The sequence below is a fragment of the Streptomyces sp. NPDC026062 genome, from assembly GCF_055568375.1.
Window position 1 is genome coordinate 32554 of the sequence record NZ_JBVHOQ010000044.1, and the last position, 16381, is coordinate 48934.

Here is a 16381-nt window from a genome sequence, read left to right on the forward strand (position 1 = left end):
GCGTCAGACCAGCGGCCATTCGCCCCGGAATCACCTGAAGGAGTGATCATCGCGTGAGTGTTTCGTATCCCTTCACCGCCATCGTCGGACAGGACGACCTGCGGCTCGGGTTGCTCCTCAACGCCGTCTCACCTGCCGTCGGCGGCGTCCTCGTCCGCGGCGAGAAAGGCACTGCCAAGTCCACCGCCGTGCGCGCGCTGGCCGCGCTCATGCCTGAGGTGTCCGTCATCCCTGGGTGCCGGTTCTCCTGTGCCCCGGACGCGCCCGATCCGGCGTGTCCCGACGGGCCCCACGAGGCCGGCACCGGCGTGTCGCGGGCCGCACGGACGGTCGAGCTGCCCGTCGGCGCATCCGAGGACCGACTCGTCGGGGCGCTCGACATCGAGCGGGCGCTCGCCGAGGGCGTGAAGGCCTTCGAGCCGGGGCTGCTGGCCGACGCTCATCGCGGGATCCTGTACGTCGACGAAGTCAATCTGCTGCATGACCACTTGGTCGATCTGCTGTTGGACGCGGCCGCCATGGGCGCTTCGTACGTCGAGCGCGAAGGCGTCTCCGTACGGCATGCCGCGCGCTTCCTTCTTGTCGGGACCATGAATCCCGAGGAAGGCGAGTTGCGCCCCCAGTTGTTGGACCGCTTCGGGCTGACCGTCGAGGTCGCCGCCTCCCGTGAGACCGATCTGCGGGTCGAGGTCGTGCGGCGTCGGCTCGCGTACGAAGACGATCCGGCCGCGTTCGCTGCCCGGTGGAGCGACGAGGAAGGCGCGTTGCGGGCCCGGATCCTCGGGGCACGCGCGCTGCTGCCGCAAGTGCGTCTCGGCGACGGTGCCTTGCGGCAGATCGCCGCGACCTGCGCTGCCTTCGAGGTCGACGGGATGCGAGCCGACATCGTGATGGCCCGGACCGCCACGGCGCTCGCCGCCTGGGCGGGGCGTACGGACGTGCTCGCCGAGGACGTGCGGCAGGCCGCTCTGCTCGCGCTCCCCCACCGGCGTCGGCGCAACCCGTTCGACGCGCCGGGGCTGGACGAGGGCAAGCTCGACGACACGCTGGAGCAGAACAGTGGCGAGGACGACGATCCGGACCCGGACGGGCCCGGTGGCGGCGGCCGGCCGCCGGAGGGCGACGGGCCGGACACGCCGCCCCGGAGCGACGGCGGGGCCGACGACACGCCCGCGCGGTCCGTGCCTGAGCAGGGCGGGGAGAAGGAACAGGGACAGGCCGGCGGAGGCGGCGAGCAGCAGCCCGTCCGGGCCGGTGAGCCGTTCCGTACGAAGATGCTGAGCGTGCCCGGTCTGGGCGAGGGTGCGGCCGGGCGGCGGTCCCGCGCCCGCACCGAGCACGGGCGCACGACCGGTGCGCGGCGTCCGCGGGGTGTGCTGACCAAGCTGCACCTGGCCGCGACCGTGCAGGCCGCCGCCCCGCACCAGCGGGCGCGGGGCCGTAAGGGAACCGGACTTGTTCTGCGTCATGACGACCTCAGGCAAGCGGTACGAGAAGGTCACGAATCCAACCTCGTGCTGTTCGTCGTGGACGCGTCCGGGTCGATGGCGGCCCGCCGGCGGATGACCGCCGTGAAGGGTGCGGTGCTGTCCCTCCTGATGGATGCCTATCAGCGGCGCGACAAGGTCGGGCTGATCACCTTCCGGGGCAAGGACGCCGAGGTGGCGCTGCCGCCGACGTCGTCCGTGGACGCCGCCGCCGCTCGGCTGGAGACGCTGCCGACCGGTGGGCGCACCCCGGTGGCCGCCGGGCTGCTGAAGGCCCGTGACGTGCTGCGGGTGGAGCGGCTGCGCGATCCTTCGCGGCGGCCGCTGCTGGTCGTGGTGACCGATGGACGGGCGACGGGCGGGCCGGAGCCGGTGGCGCTGGCCTCGCGGGCGGCGCGGCTGCACGAGGCCGAGGGCATCGCGTCCGTCGTCGTGGACTGCGAGTCGGGGCCCGTACGGCTCGGGCTCGCGGGCGGTCTGGCACGCGATCTGGGCGGTACCGCCGTCACGCTCGACGAGCTGCGGGCCGACTCGATCGCCGGGCTGGTCAAGGACGTTCAGGGCTACAGCAGGAAGGCCGCTTAATGCCGCAGGGACAGCCGGTCAGCGTGCCGGACGACGGGCTCACCACGCGCCAGCGCCGCAACCGGCCGCTGCTGGTGGTGCACACCGGCATCGGCAAGGGCAAGTCGACGGCGGCCTTCGGGCTGGCGCTGCGCGCCTGGAATCAGGGGTGGCCGATCGGGGTCTTCCAGTTCGTGAAGTCGGCGAAGTGGAAGGTCGGCGAGGAGAACGCGCTGAAGGTCCTCGGCGCGAGCGGCGAGGGCGGGTCCGTGGCCTGGCACAAGATGGGCGAGGGCTGGTCCTGGGTCCAGCGCGACCAGCAGCTGGACAACGAGGCGGCGGCCCGCGAGGGCTGGGAGCAGGTCAAGCGCGACCTGGCGGCCGAGACGTACCGGCTGTACGTCCTCGACGAGTTCGCCTATCCGATGCACTGGGGGTGGGTCGACACCGACGAGGTCGTCGAGGTGCTGCGCGAGCGGCCCGGCAGTCAGCATGTGGTGATCACCGGGCGCAACGCTCCCGCCGCGCTGGTGGACGCCGCCGATCTGGTCACCGACATGTCGAAGGTCAAGCACCCGATGGACGCCGGGCAGAAGGGCCAGAGGGGCATCGAGTGGTGAACGTTCCGCGCCTGGTCATCGCCGCGCCGTCCTCCGGCAGCGGCAAGACCACCGTCGCGACGGGCCTGATGGCCGCCCTCACCGGGCGGGGGCTCGCCGTGTCCGGGCACAAGGTGGGGCCCGACTACATCGACCCGGGTTACCACGCGCTCGCCACCGGGCGGCCGGGGCGCAATCTCGACGCGTACATGTGCGGTCCTGAGCTGATCGCCCCGTTGTTCGCGCATGGTGCGCAGGGGTGCGACCTGGCGGTCGTCGAGGGCGTGATGGGGCTGTACGACGGGGCCTCGGGGCACGGTGAACTCGCGTCCACCGCCCAGGTGGCGAAGCTGCTGCGGGCACCGGTGGTGCTGGTCGTGGACGCGTCGTCGCAGTCGCGTTCGGTTGCGGCGCTGGTGCATGGCTTCGCCTCGTGGGACACGCAGGTGCGGATCGGCGGGGTGATCCTGAACAAGGTGGGCTCCGACCGTCACGAGGCGTTGCTGCGGGAGGCGTTGGACGAGTCGGGGGTGCCGGTGCTGGGGGTGCTGCGGCGCGCCGAGCAGGTGGCGGTGGTGTCGCGGCATCTGGGGCTGGTGCCGGTGGCGGAGCGGCGGGGCGACGCGGTGGCCGCTGTCGCGGCGATGGGGGAACGGGTGCGGGAGGGCTGTGACCTGGAGGCGCTGCTCGCCCTGGCGCGGTCCGCGCCTCCGGTGCCGGGAGAGGTGTGGAGCGCGACGGAGGCGGTGGGGGGCGATGCCACCTGTGGCGGGGCTGTTCCCCTCGCCGCCCCTTCCCTCAACCGGGGCTCCGCCCCGGGCCCCGCTCCTCGGTCGCCGGACGGGCTGGAAGGCGCGCGGGAGGAGCTTGAGGCCGGGGCTCCCGTCGTCGCCGTTGCCTCCGGGCCCGCCTTCACCTTCTCCTACACCGAGCAGAGCGAACTGCTCGCCGCCGCCGGTGCCGAGGTCGTGCCGTTCGATCCGTTGCGGGACGAGGCGCTGCCCGAAGGGACGCGGGGGCTCGTCATAGGGGGCGGCTTCCCCGAGGTGTACGCGCCCGAGCTGTCGGCCAACGAGCCGTTGCGCAAGGCCGTGGCTGAGCTGGCCGTCTCCGGGGCGCCGGTGGCCGCCGAGTGTGCCGGGCTGCTGTACCTGGCGCGGTCGCTCGACGGGCTGCCCATGTGCGGGGTGCTGGACGCCGAGGCGCGGATGTCCGAGCGGCTGACGCTCGGGTACCGGGACGCCGTGGCGCTCTCCGACAGCGTGCTGGCCGCCGCGGGAACGCGGATGCGCGGGCACGAGTTCCACCGCACCGTGCTGGAGCCCGGGGCCGGGGACGCTCCGGCCTGGGGCATGCACCGGCCGGAGCGGCGCGTCGAGGGGTTCGTGCAGCAGGGCGTGCACGCGAGTTATCTGCATACGCACGGGGCTTCGGCGCCCGGTGCGGCCCGCCGGTTCGTGGAGAGGTGCAAGGGATGAACACGCTGGTCGGGGTCGGGGTCGGGCCCGGTGATCCGGAGCTGGTGACGGTCAAGGGCGTCAACGCCCTGCGGGACGCCGCCGTCGTCGTGGTGCCCGTGATGGACACGGGTGAACAGGGGCGCGCCGAGGCGACGGTGCTGCACTACGTGGGGGCCGAGAAGGTCGTCCGCGTCGTGTTCGCGCTGAACGAGCGGACGGACCGGGCGCGCCGGGAGGCGGCGTGGGACGCGGCGGGGGCGCGGGTCGCGGAGCTGCTGCGTACGCGTGGTTCGGTGGCGTTCGCGACGATCGGCGACCCCAACGTGTACTCGACGTTCACGTATCTCGCGCACACGATCGGTGAGCTGCTGCCGGGTACGGCCGTGGTGACGGTGCCGGGGATCACCGCGATGCAGGATCTGGCGGCGCGCAGTGGCGCGGTGCTGACCGAGGGCACCGAGCCGTTGACGCTGGTGCCGGTGACCGCCGGGGCTGCCGTGCTGAAGGAGGCGCTGGAGGGCCCCGGGACGGTCGTCGCGTACAAGTTCGGGCGGCTGGCGGAGGAGGTCGCCACGGCCTTGCGCGAGACGGGGCGGACCGAGGACGCGGTGTGGGGTTCGGCGCTCGGGCTGCCGGAGGAGTCGATCCGGCCGGCGGCGGAGCTGGCCGACGGGCCGTTGCCGTATCTCTCCACGCTGATCGCGCCGGCGCCCCGCGGCGGCGGGCGGGGCGGCAAGTTGTGAGGCGGTCACTGCGCGAGGCCCACCACCAGCCAGATGAAACCGACTCCGGCCACCGTGCACAGCAGGGTGGAGCGGGCCGGGTGTTCGTGGTGTGCCTCGGGCAGGATCTCGGCTGCGGCGAGGTAGAGGAGCGCCCCGCCGAAGAAGCCGATATAGCAGCCGAGAAGTTCCTCCGGAAGGGTGAACAGGAGCGTGGTCGCCGCGCCGACGACGGGCGCCGCCGCGTCCGCGTACAGCATCGTCAGGGCCTTGCGGCGGGCGTTTCCGTACAGGCTGGTGATCGTGTACGTGTTGAAGCCGTCGGCGAAGTCGTGGGTGATGACGGCGAGGGCTACGGCCGCTCCCATGCCGCCGCCCACCTGAAAGGCCGCACCGAGCGCCACGCCGTCCATCAGGCTGTGGAGGACCATGGCGGCCGCCGCCGTCAGCCCGACCTGAGGCACGCGTTCCTCACCCGCGCCGTGTGCGGCCTGGCGTACCGCGAGCAGCCGCTCGACCAGGTGCGCGAAGAGGAAGCCGCCCACGAACAGCAGCAGGGCCGCCGGTACGCCGAAGACGAGGCCGCCCGCCGCCTCGATGGCTTCCGGCAGCAGGTCCAGTCCGACGACTCCGAGCATCAGTCCGCCGGCGAATCCGAGCACCAGGTGGCGGCGGTCGGTGACGCGCTGGGCGACCCAGCCGCCTGCCAGGGTCATCAGGAACGCGCCGAGCGCGACGAACACCGCCATGGGCCCTTGCTAGCCGATTGACCCCGGTGCGCGCATCTCAGGGTGCCCGCGCCCGTCCCCCGTCCTTCCCACGTTTCCGATGCATGTTTCCCGAAAGGACCCGTCCCATGTCCGAAGCAGTCGACGCAGCCGCCGCGCCCGCCCGCGGCACCGTGACGTTCGTCGGTGCCGGCCCCGGCGCCGCCGATCTGCTGACCTTCCGGGCGGCGCGGGCCATCACGGACGCCGACATCGTCATCTGGGCGGCCAGCCTGGTGCAGGCGGAGGTCCTGGACCACGCCCGGGAGGGTGCGGAGATCCTGGACTCGGCCCAGATGTCCCTCGAAGAGGTCGTCGCCGTGTACCGGCGGGCGGCGGCGGAGGGGCTGAGGGTGGCCAGGATCCACTCCGGCGACCCGGCGCTGTGGGGCGGCACGCAGGAGCAGGTGGACCGGTGCGGGGAGCTGGGCGTCGCGGTGGAGATCGTGCCCGGGGTGTCGTCGTTCTCGGCGGTGGCGGCCCTCGTGCAGCGCGAGCTGACGATCCCGGAGGTGGCGCAGTCGGTGATCCTGACCCGGCTGGGCGGCGGCAAGACGCCGATGCCCCCCGGCGAGGAGGTGCGGGAGTTCGCCCGGCACGGCACGACGATGGCGCTGTTCCTGTCGGCGGCCCGGTCGGGTCAGCTGACTCAGGAGCTGCTGGAGGGCGGGTACCCGACGTCGACGCCGGTGGTGATCGCGTACCAGGCGACATGGCCGGAGGAGCTGGTCCTGCGCTGCACGATCGAGACGCTGGAGGCGACGGTCAAGGAGCACAAGCTCTGGAAGCACACGCTCTTCCTGGTCGGCCCGGCCCTGTCGGCGTCGGGGACGCGTTCGCATCTGTACCACCCGGGGCACTTCCACGGGTACCGCAAGGCCGACAAGGCGGCGCGGGCCGAGTTGCGCGCGCAGCGGTCCGGCTCGTGATCCGGGTCTTCGGTACGGGGACGGGGGCGCCGCTCGGCCCCGATGCCGGGCCGGCGCTGGCGCGGGCCACGCTGGTGGCCGGGGCCCGGCGTCATCTGGACGCCGCCGCGCTGCCGGAGGGTGCCACCCGGGTGGTGCTGGGGCCGCTGGCTCCGGCTCTGGACCGGATCGGGAGCCATCTGGCCGACGACGGTGCCCGGGTGGTGGTGCTGGCCTCCGGTGATCCGGGGTTCTTCGGGATCGTGCGGGCGCTGGCGGAGCGGTTCGGTCCCTCGGCGCTCGATGTCCGGCCGGGTGCGCCGTCGATCGCGGTGGCGTTCGCCCGGCTGGGGCTTCCGTGGGACGACGCGGTCGTCGTCAGCGCGCACGGGCGTGATCCGCGGACCGCGGTGAACGTGTGCTTCGCGCACCCCAAGGTCGCGGTGCTGACGGGGCCGGGTGCCGGGCCCGCGGAGCTGGCGGCGGGGCTGCTGTACCGGGGCGAGGAGCGGACCCTGGTCGTCGCGTCGGCGCTCGGGGATCCGGAGCACGAGCGCGTCGAGCGGCTGACGCCACGTGAGGCGGCGGCCCGGGAGTGGCCGGATCCGGTGAGTGTGGTGCTGTGCCTGGACGAGTCGCGGGCGCTCTCGCCGGTGCGGACGGTGGCGGGTCCGGCCGCGGGTCCGGCCGGATGGGCGCTGGACGAGGCGGAGTTCGAGCACCGGGACTCGATGATCACCAAGTTCGAGGTGCGGGCGCTGGCGCTGGCCCGGCTCGGGCCGCGCACCGGTGATCTGGTGTGGGACATCGGTGCCGGTTCGGGATCGGTGGCGGTGGAGTGCGCGCGGCTCGGCGCGGCGGCCGTGGCCGTCGAGAAGACGGCGGACGGGGTCGAGCGGATCCAGGCGAACGCCGCCGCGCACGGGGTGTGCGTACGGGCGGTGCACGGGGCCGCGCCCACAGTGCTGTCCGATCTGGCGGACCCCGACGCGGTGTTCGTCGGCGGCGGCGGGCGTGAACTGCCCGCGATCGTGACGGCGTGCGCCCGGCGTGCGCGGCGTGCCGTGGTGGTAGCGGTGGCGGCCCTGGACCGGGTGCCGCAGGTGCGGTCGGCCCTGGCCGGCGCCGGTTTCGTGCCCGAGGGGGTGCTGCTCCAGTCCTCGCGGCTGGCGCCGCTGCCCGGTGACGTGACCCGGCTCGCCCCGGCCAATCCGGTCTTTCTGCTGTGGGGCGTCCGCTCCTCGGCCGGTGCAAGTGAAGGAGCAACCCAGTGATCGGCCTGATCTCCGCGACGGCGGCGGGCGCCGTCGCCCGCGACCGGCTGGCCTCGGCCTGGCCCGGCCGTGCCGTGGTCTACGACGGCCCGGTGCGCGAGGCCGTGCAGCGGGCGTTCGCCGAGTGCGAGCAACTGGTGTGCTTCCTCGCGACGGGGGCCGTGGTGCGGCTGGTCGCGCCGCTGCTCACGGACAAGACGTCCGACCCGGGTGTCGTCTGCGTCGACGAGGCGGGGCACCATGCCGTGGCGCTGCTGGGCGGGCATGCCGGCGGCGCCAACGCCCTGGCGGTGGCGGTCGGTGAGGTGCTGGGCGCGGCGCCGGTGGTGACGACGGCGACGGACGCGGTGGACGTTCCGGGTCTGGACATGCTGGGGCTCCCCGTGGAGGGGGATGTCGCGGGGGTGTCGCGGGCGCTGCTCGACGGTGCTCCGGTGGCGTTGCGGGCGGACGCGGTACACCCGTTGCCCGCGCTGCCGCCGCATGTGAGCCCCGGCGCCGCCGGGTCCGCGGTACTGCACGTCACCGACCGGATCGTGGAACTCGGGGCGCGGGAGGCCGCGTTGCGGCCCGCCTCGCTCGCCGTCGGGGTCGGCGCGTCCAGGCAGGCACCCGAGGACGAGGTGCTCGGGCTGATCCGGGACACCCTGTCGGAGGCCGGGCTCTCGCCGTTGAGCGTCGCGGAGCTGGTGACGGTCGACGCGAAGGCCGGGGAGCCGGGGATCGTGGCCGCCGCCGCGCGGCTGGGTGTGCCGCTGCGTACGTACCCGGCCGAGGAGCTGGCCCGGATCGAGGTGCCGCATCCCTCCGACGCGCCGCTCGCCGCCGTCGGCACGCCCTCGGTGGCGGAGGCCGCGGCGCTGGCCGGGGGCGGTGAACTCCTCGTACCGAAGCGGAAGTCGCGGCCCGGGGGCCGGGCGGCGATGGCGACCTGCGCGGTGGTGCGCCGGACCCCGCGCGGGCGTCTCGCCGTCGTGGGGCTCGGCCCCGGGGCGCGCGACCTGCTGACGCCGCGCGCCCGTGACGAACTGCGGCGGGCGTCGGTGCTGGTCGGGCTGGACCAGTACGTCGACCAGATCAGGGACCTGCTGCGGCCGGGCACCACGGTTCTGGAGTCGGGTCTCGGCGCCGAGGAGGAGCGGGCCCGTACCGCGGTCGCCGAGGCACGCAAGGGACATGCCGTGGCGCTGATCGGCAGCGGTGACGCGGGCGTGTACGCGATGGCGTCGCCCGCGCTGGCCGAGGCGGGCGCCGACATCGACGTAGTGGGCGTTCCGGGTGTGACGGCCGCGCTGGCCGCGGCCGCGATCCTCGGTGCCCCGCTGGGCCACGACCATGTCTCGATCAGCCTCTCCGATCTGCACACGCCGTGGGAGGTCATCGAGCGCCGGGTGCGGGCCGCCGCGGAGGCCGACATCATCGTGACGTTCTACAACCCGCGCAGCCGGGGCCGCGACTGGCAGCTCCCGAAGGCGCTGTCGATCCTGGCCGGACACCGGGAGCCGGCCACACCGGTCGGGGTCGTACGCAACGCCTCGCGGCCCGACGAGTCCAGCCGGGTGACGTCGCTGGCGGCGCTGGACCCGGCGTCCGTCGACATGATGACCGTCGTCACCGTCGGCAACACGGCGACCCGTGAGATCGCGGGCCGCATGGTCACCCCGCGCGGCTACCGCTGGCAGTCGGCCACGGCCGCCCCCGCGCCGGCGGCCACCCCGTGACCCGGCCCTCCCCCCTTTCCCCCGCCTTCCGGAACACCGAGGAGAACCCGTGAACACCCCGCCCGCTCAGCCCGCACTGCTCATCGCCGGCCACGGCACCCGGGACGAGGGCGGTGCCGCCGCCTTCCGTGACTTCGTGGCCGAACTCGGCTCCCGTAACCCCGGGTTGCCCGTCGCGGGCGGTTTCATCGAGCTTTCGCCGCCGCCGTTCGGCGACGCCGTGACCGAGCTCGTCGAGCAGGGCGTCACACGCTTCGCCGCCGTTCCGCTGATGCTGGTGTCGGCCGGGCACGCCAAGGGGGACATTCCTGCGGCGCTGACCCGTGAGAAGGAGCGCCACCCGGGCATCTCGTACACGTACGGACGCCCGCTGGGCCCCCATCCGAAGCTGCTGAAGGTGCTGGAGCGGCGGGTCGACGCGGTGCTGGGCGACACCGACCGGTCCGAGGTGACGATCCTGCTGGTGGGACGCGGTTCCACCGACCCGGACGCCAACGCCGAGGTCTACAAGGCGGCGAGGCTGTTCTGGGAGGGCCGGGGCTACGCGGGTGTGGAGACGGCGTTCGTCTCGCTGGCCGCCCCTGATGTGCCGTCCGGTCTCGACCGTTGCGTGAAGCTGGGTGCGAGGCGCATAGTCGTTCTGCCGTACTTCCTCTTCACGGGCATCCTGCCGGACCGCGTGCGTCACCAGACCGAGGAGTGGGCAGCCGCCCATCCGGAGCTGGACGTCCGGCCGGCCGAGGTGATCGGTGCCGCAGAAGAACTGCTCGATCTGGTCATGGAGCGCTATCGGGAGGCCGTCAAGGGCGATCTGCGGATGAACTGCGACTCTTGCGTGTACCGGATCGCACTGCCGGGCTTCGAGGACAAGGTGGGACTGCCGCAGCAGCCGCATTTCCACCCTGACGACGACGGCCATCACCACCACCCCCACCATGGCGGTCATGCACACTCCCACTGAGAGTCCCGACGCGACAGGCGCGGGCGCGCACGATCTGCGGCACCACGGTGACGCGGAGGTACGGGGACGGGACCGGGATCTGACCGATCTCGCCGTCAACGTACGGGCCGGTACCCCACCGGACTGGCTGAAGGAGCGGATCGCCGCGTCCCTGGGCGAGCTCGCCGCGTACCCGGACGGGCGCGCGGCGCGTGCGGCCGTCGCCGCCCGGCACGGACTGCCGCCGGAGCGGCTTCTGCTGACGGCGGGTGCGGCGGAGGCGTTCGTGCTGATCGCGCGGGCGCTGCCGGCCCGGCGGCCGGTCGTGGTGCATCCGCAGTTCACCGAGCCGGAGGCGGCGCTGCGCGCGGCCGGGCACGAGGTGGGACGGGTCCTGCTGCGGGCCGACGAGGGGTTCCGGCTGGATCCGGCGGCCGTGCCGGCCGACGCCGATCTGGTGGTGATCGGCAATCCGACCAACCCGACGTCCGTGCTGCATCCCGCTGCCGTGCTGGAGCGGCTGGCGCGTCCCGGGCGGACGCTGGTGGTCGACGAGGCGTTCATGGACGCGGTGCCGGGCGAGCGCGAGGCGCTGTGCGCCCGTCCGGACGTCCCGGGGCTCGTGGTCCTGCGCAGCCTCACCAAGACCTGGGGGCTCGCCGGGCTGCGGATCGGTTACGTGGCGGCCTCGCCGGAGACCATTCGCACGCTGGAGGAGGCGCAGCCGCTCTGGCCGGTGTCCTCCCCGGCGCTGGCCGCGGCCGAGGCGTGCGTGGAGCCCCGGGCGCTGGCCGAGGCGTCCGCCGCGGCCGACCGGATCGCGGTCGACCGCTGTCATCTGGTGGCGGGTCTGCGGGAGTTCACCGAGATACAGGTGGTGGAACCGGCGCAGGGACCGTTCGTGCTGGTCCGGCTTGAGCGGGCGGCCGAGATACGTGAGCGGCTGCGGATGCTGGGTTTCGCGGCCCGGCGTGGCGATACGTTTCCCGGGCTCGGCGCCGACTGGCTGCGGCTGGCCGTGCGGGACCGTACGACGACCAACCGCTTCCTCCAGGCGTTCGACCAGGCGCTTCAGGCGCTGTCCGCGGTCAGCCGGTAACGGACCTGTCCGGCCGGCCCCGGGCCAGCCGGGGAGCGGCGCTCCGTATCCGGAACACCGCTCCCCTTCACTTCTCCCTACGCCCCCCGGTCGCCCCCTCGGGCCCCGACGCGCCGGATGTCAGCCCCGCGCGCGCCGCCGGGCGACGACGGTCGCTCCTGCTCCGGCTGCCAGCAGGAGGACGGCGCCACCGGCGACGTACGGCGTGGCGGAACTGCTGCCCGTCTCGGCGAGGTCGCCGTCGGCGTTCCGGGGCGCGCGGCCCGTGCCGGTCTGAGGCTTCACGTCACCACCGGTGTCGCCACCGGTGTCACCGGCCGTGGTGCCTGCCGAGCCCGCGGTGGAACCGGCGTTGCCGGACCCGCCGTCGGTGGAGCCGCCTCCGGTTGAACCACTGCCGGTCGAACCACTGCCGGTCGAACCACTGCTGTCGCCGCCGCCGTCGGCCGAACCCCCGCTGTGGCCGCCCCCGTCGCCGCCCCCGCTCTCCCCGCCGCCCGTGCCGGCGCCCGCCCCCGGCGTCTCGCAGGTGGCCTCGGCGAGTGTGACCTCGCCCTTCACATCGGCGACGTTCAGTTCGAGCGGATTGACCGAGACCTTCAGCTGGAACGCCACAGCGGCCGCGGTGCGCGAGGTGGTGCTCGTCCTCGACAGATCGAGCGTCACCTCGCCGATGCCCTTCACCGCGACCCGGGTGCCGCCCCCGGCGGTGAGGGTGACGCGCTTGCCCAGGACCTTCACGTGCCCCAGGAGGTTCGACTCCGCCACCGGCTTGTGGCCGGTCTCGCAGACCGCCTTGGAGGTGACCTGCTCGACCTCGATCAGCGGGAGAGCCGGCAGGCCGGGCAGATGCAGCCGCGCCTTCACCAGATTGCTGTAGCCCTCCGCGCGGTGCTTGTGGACGGTCGCCTTCGACGTGGCCACATCGGCACGCAGCACGTTGACCGGCTCCCCGCCCTCCACTCCGTCGAGCTTCACGGTGAGTGCGGTCTTCTCGGCGCTCCGCGGGGCGTGCACTTCGTTGAGCGTGGCGGTGAGCGGCACATCGATCGTCTTGTCGAGTAGCGAGACGCCGAGTGCGGTGCGGAGCACGACCGCGCTCGCCTTCCCGTCGCCGACGGTCGTGGTCGCGGTGGTGGCCCGGGCCGGGACGGCGACCAGCAGGGCGACGGGAGCGGCGGCGACCGCCAGGGCGGCGAGGCGGAAGGTGTTGCTGTTCAAGATGGTGGAACCCCCACAAGAGACATGGAGCCACCGGCGCCGTCCAATGGGGGACATCGCGGGCACCGGTGGCCTCGACTCCGTGAATCTTTACGCACAGAGGGTGAACTGGCGGACACCTGAAGTGAGTTCACCCCAAAGGGGGGTTTCCGTGCCTGTATTCGATTGTTACGGCACGTACGTTCCTTGAGTTCACCTGTTTCACCGAGCGCGGACGGCCCTCGTACCGGAACACACGAGGTAGTCCAACGAGTCACACCGCTCCCGGTAACTGCCGGTCAACACGGCGTACCACGAGCCCGGACGGACGAGCCCGGGACGGACCCGGACGGACCGGTCCGGGCCCCCGAACGTCCGGATCAGCCGATCACGCGCCCGTTCAGCACGACCCGGCGCGGGGCCGCCAGCACGCGCACGTCCGCCCTCGGGTCCTCGTCGTACACCACCAGGTCGGCCGGCGCGCCCTGCTCCAGACCAGGTCTGCCGAGCCATGCCCTGGCTCCCCAGGTCGTGGCGGACAGCGCCTCCAGGGCCGGGATGCCCGCCTTGACGAGCTCCGCGACCTCGTCGGCCACCAGGCCGTGGGCGAGCACCCCGCCCGCGTCGGTGCCGACGAACACCGGCACCCCCGCGTCGTACGCGGCGCGCACGGTGTCGTACCGGCGCTCATGGAGCCGGCGCATATGCGCCGACCAGCGGGGGTACTTGGCCTCCCCGCCCTGCGCGAGCGCGGGGAAGGTGGCGATGTTGACCAGGGTGGGGACGATCGCCACCCCGCGCTCGGCGAAGAGCGGGATGGTCTCCTCGGTCAGCCCCGTCGCATGCTCGATGCAGTCGATTCCGGCCTCGACCAGATCCCGCAGCGAATCCTCCGCGAAGCAGTGCGCGGTGACCCGGGCGCCCAGCCGGTGCGCCTCGGCGATCGCCGCCCCGGCCTCCGCACGCGGCCAGCATGCGGTCAGATCGCCCACCTCACGGTCGATCCAGTCGCCGACGAGCTTCACCCAGCCGTCCCCCCGGCGCGCCTCCCGCGCGACGTACGCCACCAGATCACCGGGCTCGATCTCATGGGCGTAGTTACGGGTGTAGCGCCGCGTCCTGGCGATGTGGCGGCCGGCCCTGATGATCTTCGGCAGGTCCTCACGGCCGTCGATCCAGCGGGTGTCGGCCGGTGAGCCCGCGTCCCTCAGGAGCAGCGCCCCGGCCTCCCGGTCGTCGAGGGCCTGTTTCTCCGTGGTGGCCGCGTCGACGGCTCCGTGATGGTCGAGCCCGACGTGGCAGTGGGCGTCGACCAGCCCCGGCAGGGCCCAGCCGGTGACGACGACCGCGTCGTCGGCCCCGGCGGGCCGCTCGTACGAGATCCGCCCGTCCACCGCCCAGATCTCGTCCCTGACGTCCTCCGGGCCGACGAGCACCCGCCCCTTCACCTGCAGCACCCGCGGCACCTCGTGATCGCTCATGGACAGCACTGTACGAGGCACCGGAATGCGTGCCACGCCCGCTCGGGACCGATCCGGCGGACGGGTCCGGGCCGTCCGCGAAGGGCTCGGTACCCTCGTTGCAGGCCTGGCCCGCAGGCCGGGCCGCACACCGATCCGATCCCGAAGAGAGCACCACCGTGACGCACCCCTTCCTCGACCTGACCCCGCTCACGGCCGCGCATTTCGCGGCGATCGAGCGGCGGGTGGCCGGTCTCCTCGCCACCGAGCAGGACGTCGTCATCATGCAGGGCGAGGCGCTCCTCCCCCTCGAAGGCTGCATCAGGGGCGGCGCCCGCCCCGGTTCGGTGGCGCTGAACATCGTCACGGGGCCGTACGGGCAGACGTTCGGCAACTGGCTGCGCGACTGCGGCGCCGAGGTCATCGATCTCACCGTCCCGTTCCACACGGCCGTCACCGCCGCCCAGGTGGCGCGGGAACTGGCCGCGCACCCGGAGATCGACTTCGTGTCCCTGGTGCACGCGGAGGCCGCCACCGGCAACACCAACCCGGTCGCGGAGATCGGCGAGGTCGTCCGGGCCCACGGGGCGCTGTTCATGCTGGACGCCGTGGCGTCGGTGGGCGCCGAGCCGCTGCTGCCGGACGCCTGGGGCGTGGACCTGTGCGTGATCGGGGCGCAGAAGGCGATGGGGGGTCCGGCCGGGGTGGCCGCGGTGTCGGTGAGTGCCCGCGCCTGGGAGCGGATGGCCGCCAACCCGCAGGCGCCGCGCCGCTCCTACCTGTCTCTGCTGGACTGGAAGGAACGCTGGATCGACGGCGGCCGCAAGGCGCTGCCGCACGCTCCGGCCCAGCTGGAGATGCTGGCGCTGGAGGCCTGTACGGAGCGGATCGAGGCGGAGGGGCTGGACGCGCTGATGGCCCGTCACGCGGCGGCTGCCGCGGCCACCCGGGCCGGGGCGGTGGCCCTGGGCGGCGGCCTTGCGCCGTATGTGCGCGAGGCGCGGGACGCGGCTCCGGTGGCGACCACATTGCGCGCCCCGGAAGGCGTGGACGCCTCGGAGCTGGTGGCGCAGGCGCTCGCGGGTGAGCCGTCGCTGCCGCTCATCGCGGGGGGCGGGGCGCTGTCCAAGGAGATGATCCGGGTCAATCACTACGGGGTGGACGCCACTCGGGGCGCGGTGCTCTCCTCACTCGCGGCTCTGGGGGCGGCGCTGGCCGACGCGGGCCGGCCGGTCGATCTGGAGGCTGCCCGGAAGGCCGTCCTGGAAACCTGGCCCAGCGCATAAATCCCGCCGTAATCCAAAAATGCGGGGAGCCGCCTTATTCAGAGCAGCTCCCCGCATTCTTATGCCCGCTTTCCTGCGGGCTAAACGCCCCAGTTTCCAGCGCCGCCGATCTACACAATTCGGTTGCGTGGCACGAGAGTTACAGCCTTGTGACCGACTCCACACCGGGAGTGTTATGTCGGATATATGCCCGTCAAATCGGTAGAAAACGGGAAGGGTTCGCGCAGGGGCGCACACTCGCGTGATAACACAACGAGTCGCGCCACCCAACCCCTTGCCTCGATGCAATTTAGAAATTTGCTGGGTAAATTCAATTCGCATGACCGCCGCACCAGCAGAGATTGCACGTGCCCGAAGCGAATTCATCACCATCGACACCCCACGAGTGGAGGACGGAGCCGCGCTCTGGCGCATAGCCCGCGACTCCGAGGTCCTGGACCTCAACTCCTCGTACAGCTATCTGCTGTGGTGCCGTGACTTCGCGGCGACCTCCGTGGTCGCCCGCGACGAGACCGGTTCCCCGGTCGCCTTCGTCACGGGGTACATCAGGCCCGACCGCCCGGAGACGCTCGTCGTCTGGCAGGTGGCCGTCGACCACGGCCACCGGGGCACCGGCCTGGCAGCGAAGCTGCTGGACGCCCTGACCGCCCGCGTCGCCGGGGAGCAGGGCCTCGCCTCGGTCGAGACGACCGTCACCCCGGACAACAAGGCATCGGACCGCCTGTTCACCTCCTACGCACGGCGCCACGACGTGGCACTGGAACGCGAGGTGCTCTTCGACGGCGCCCTGTTCCCCGAGGAATCCCATCTGCCGGAAGTGCTCTACACCATCGGCCCGTTCCACGCCTGAGCACCCATGCCTTCCGGCGGGTGCCGCCCGTCGTAGTCACCTTC

The 16381-nt window shown here is 73.0% G+C and carries 14 protein-coding genes; 11 read left to right on the plus strand and 3 right to left on the minus strand.

Translation table 11 applies throughout. The features are described 5' to 3' along the window. Positions 1 to 53: 53 nt before the first annotated feature. Genes ACZ4LX_RS31145 through cobI form a run of 4 tightly spaced genes read left to right on the plus strand, consistent with a single transcriptional unit; the run spans position 54 to position 4853 of the window. Positions 54 to 2072, plus strand: a complete 2019-nt coding sequence (locus ACZ4LX_RS31145; protein ID WP_467650232.1) for a putative cobaltochelatase — start codon at positions 54 to 56, stop codon at positions 2070 to 2072. After that, positions 2072 to 2671, plus strand: a complete 600-nt coding sequence (gene cobO / locus ACZ4LX_RS31150; RefSeq protein WP_148015965.1) for a cob(I)yrinic acid a,c-diamide adenosyltransferase — start codon at positions 2072 to 2074, stop codon at positions 2669 to 2671. The genes ACZ4LX_RS31145 and cobO overlap by 1 nt, the downstream gene beginning before the upstream one ends. Then, positions 2665 to 4128, plus strand: a complete 1464-nt coding sequence (locus ACZ4LX_RS31155) for a cobyrinate a,c-diamide synthase (protein ID WP_467650231.1) — start codon at positions 2665 to 2667, stop codon at positions 4126 to 4128. Before cobO ends, ACZ4LX_RS31155 begins: the two co-directional genes overlap by 7 nt. Next, a complete protein-coding gene (gene cobI, locus ACZ4LX_RS31160; protein WP_467650230.1) occupies positions 4125 to 4853 on the plus strand; it encodes a precorrin-2 C(20)-methyltransferase in 729 nt (242 codons plus the stop codon). Before ACZ4LX_RS31155 ends, cobI begins: the two co-directional genes overlap by 4 nt. A gap of 5 nt (positions 4854 to 4858) precedes the next feature. Here the strand turns inward: cobI and ACZ4LX_RS31165 are convergent, their stop codons facing one another. Next, the gene (locus tag ACZ4LX_RS31165) at positions 4859 to 5581 is read right to left on the minus strand and encodes a ZIP family metal transporter (RefSeq protein ID WP_467650229.1); all 723 of its coding nucleotides are present in this window, start codon (positions 5579 to 5581) and stop codon (positions 4859 to 4861) included. 107 nt (positions 5582 to 5688) lie between these two features. Between ACZ4LX_RS31165 and cobM the strand changes: the two genes are divergently transcribed. The 5 genes from cobM to cobC are packed head-to-tail and all read left to right on the plus strand — an operon-like array spanning position 5689 to position 11541. Continuing rightward, positions 5689 to 6528 carry a precorrin-4 C(11)-methyltransferase gene (gene cobM / locus ACZ4LX_RS31170; RefSeq protein ID WP_467650228.1) on the plus strand — a complete coding sequence of 280 codons (840 nt, stop codon included), beginning with the start codon at positions 5689 to 5691 and terminating at the stop codon, positions 6526 to 6528. Then, the gene (cbiE, locus tag ACZ4LX_RS31175) at positions 6525 to 7781 is read left to right on the plus strand and encodes a precorrin-6y C5,15-methyltransferase (decarboxylating) subunit CbiE (RefSeq protein ID WP_467650227.1); all 1257 of its coding nucleotides are present in this window, start codon (positions 6525 to 6527) and stop codon (positions 7779 to 7781) included. The genes cobM and cbiE overlap by 4 nt, the downstream gene beginning before the upstream one ends. Further along, positions 7778 to 9502, plus strand: coding sequence for a precorrin-3B C(17)-methyltransferase (cobJ, locus tag ACZ4LX_RS31180; RefSeq protein ID WP_467650226.1), 1725 nt, complete (start codon positions 7778 to 7780; stop codon positions 9500 to 9502). Before cbiE ends, cobJ begins: the two co-directional genes overlap by 4 nt. Positions 9503 to 9551: 49 nt before the next feature. Continuing rightward, positions 9552 to 10463, plus strand: coding sequence for a sirohydrochlorin chelatase (locus ACZ4LX_RS31185; protein ID WP_467650225.1), 912 nt, complete (start codon positions 9552 to 9554; stop codon positions 10461 to 10463). After that, positions 10447 to 11541 (plus strand): Rv2231c family pyridoxal phosphate-dependent protein CobC, encoded by a 1095-nt coding sequence (cobC, locus tag ACZ4LX_RS31190; protein ID WP_467650224.1) that lies wholly within the window; start codon positions 10447 to 10449, stop codon positions 11539 to 11541. The genes ACZ4LX_RS31185 and cobC overlap by 17 nt, the downstream gene beginning before the upstream one ends. Before the next feature lie 120 nt (positions 11542 to 11661). Here the strand turns inward: cobC and ACZ4LX_RS31195 are convergent, their stop codons facing one another. Both ACZ4LX_RS31195 and ACZ4LX_RS31200 read right to left on the minus strand, forming a co-directional pair. Next, positions 11662 to 12762 (minus strand): SCO1860 family LAETG-anchored protein, encoded by a 1101-nt coding sequence (locus ACZ4LX_RS31195; RefSeq protein WP_467650223.1) that lies wholly within the window; start codon positions 12760 to 12762, stop codon positions 11662 to 11664. A gap of 359 nt (positions 12763 to 13121) precedes the next feature. Then, complete coding sequence (locus ACZ4LX_RS31200; protein ID WP_467650222.1) at positions 13122 to 14222, minus strand: amidohydrolase family protein; 1101 nt, start codon at positions 14220 to 14222, stop codon at positions 13122 to 13124. A gap of 158 nt (positions 14223 to 14380) precedes the next feature. Here ACZ4LX_RS31200 and ACZ4LX_RS31205 point away from each other — a divergent pair, with 158 nt between their 5' ends. Continuing rightward, positions 14381 to 15487 (plus strand): pyridoxal-phosphate-dependent aminotransferase family protein, encoded by a 1107-nt coding sequence (locus tag ACZ4LX_RS31205; protein ID WP_467650221.1) that lies wholly within the window; start codon positions 14381 to 14383, stop codon positions 15485 to 15487. Between the two features lie 385 nt (positions 15488 to 15872). Further along, positions 15873 to 16337, plus strand: a complete 465-nt coding sequence (ectA, locus tag ACZ4LX_RS31210) for a diaminobutyrate acetyltransferase (protein ID WP_467650260.1) — start codon at positions 15873 to 15875, stop codon at positions 16335 to 16337. Positions 16338 to 16381 lie beyond the last annotated feature (44 nt).

Coding starts and splice junctions, on each gene's coding strand:
- cobM (WP_467650228.1), top strand. CDS start 5,689: ATGTCCGAAGCAGTCGACGCAGCCGCCGCGCCCGCCCGCGGCACCGTG.
- cobC (WP_467650224.1), top strand. CDS start 10,447: ATGCACACTCCCACTGAGAGTCCCGACGCGACAGGCGCGGGCGCGCAC.
- cobO (WP_148015965.1), top strand. CDS start 2,072: ATGCCGCAGGGACAGCCGGTCAGCGTGCCGGACGACGGGCTCACCACG.
- ACZ4LX_RS31200 (WP_467650222.1), bottom strand. CDS start 14,222: ATGAGCGATCACGAGGTGCCGCGGGTGCTGCAGGTGAAGGGGCGGGTG.
- ACZ4LX_RS31165 (WP_467650229.1), bottom strand. CDS start 5,581: ATGGCGGTGTTCGTCGCGCTCGGCGCGTTCCTGATGACCCTGGCAGGC.
- cobI (WP_467650230.1), top strand. CDS start 4,125: ATGAACACGCTGGTCGGGGTCGGGGTCGGGCCCGGTGATCCGGAGCTG.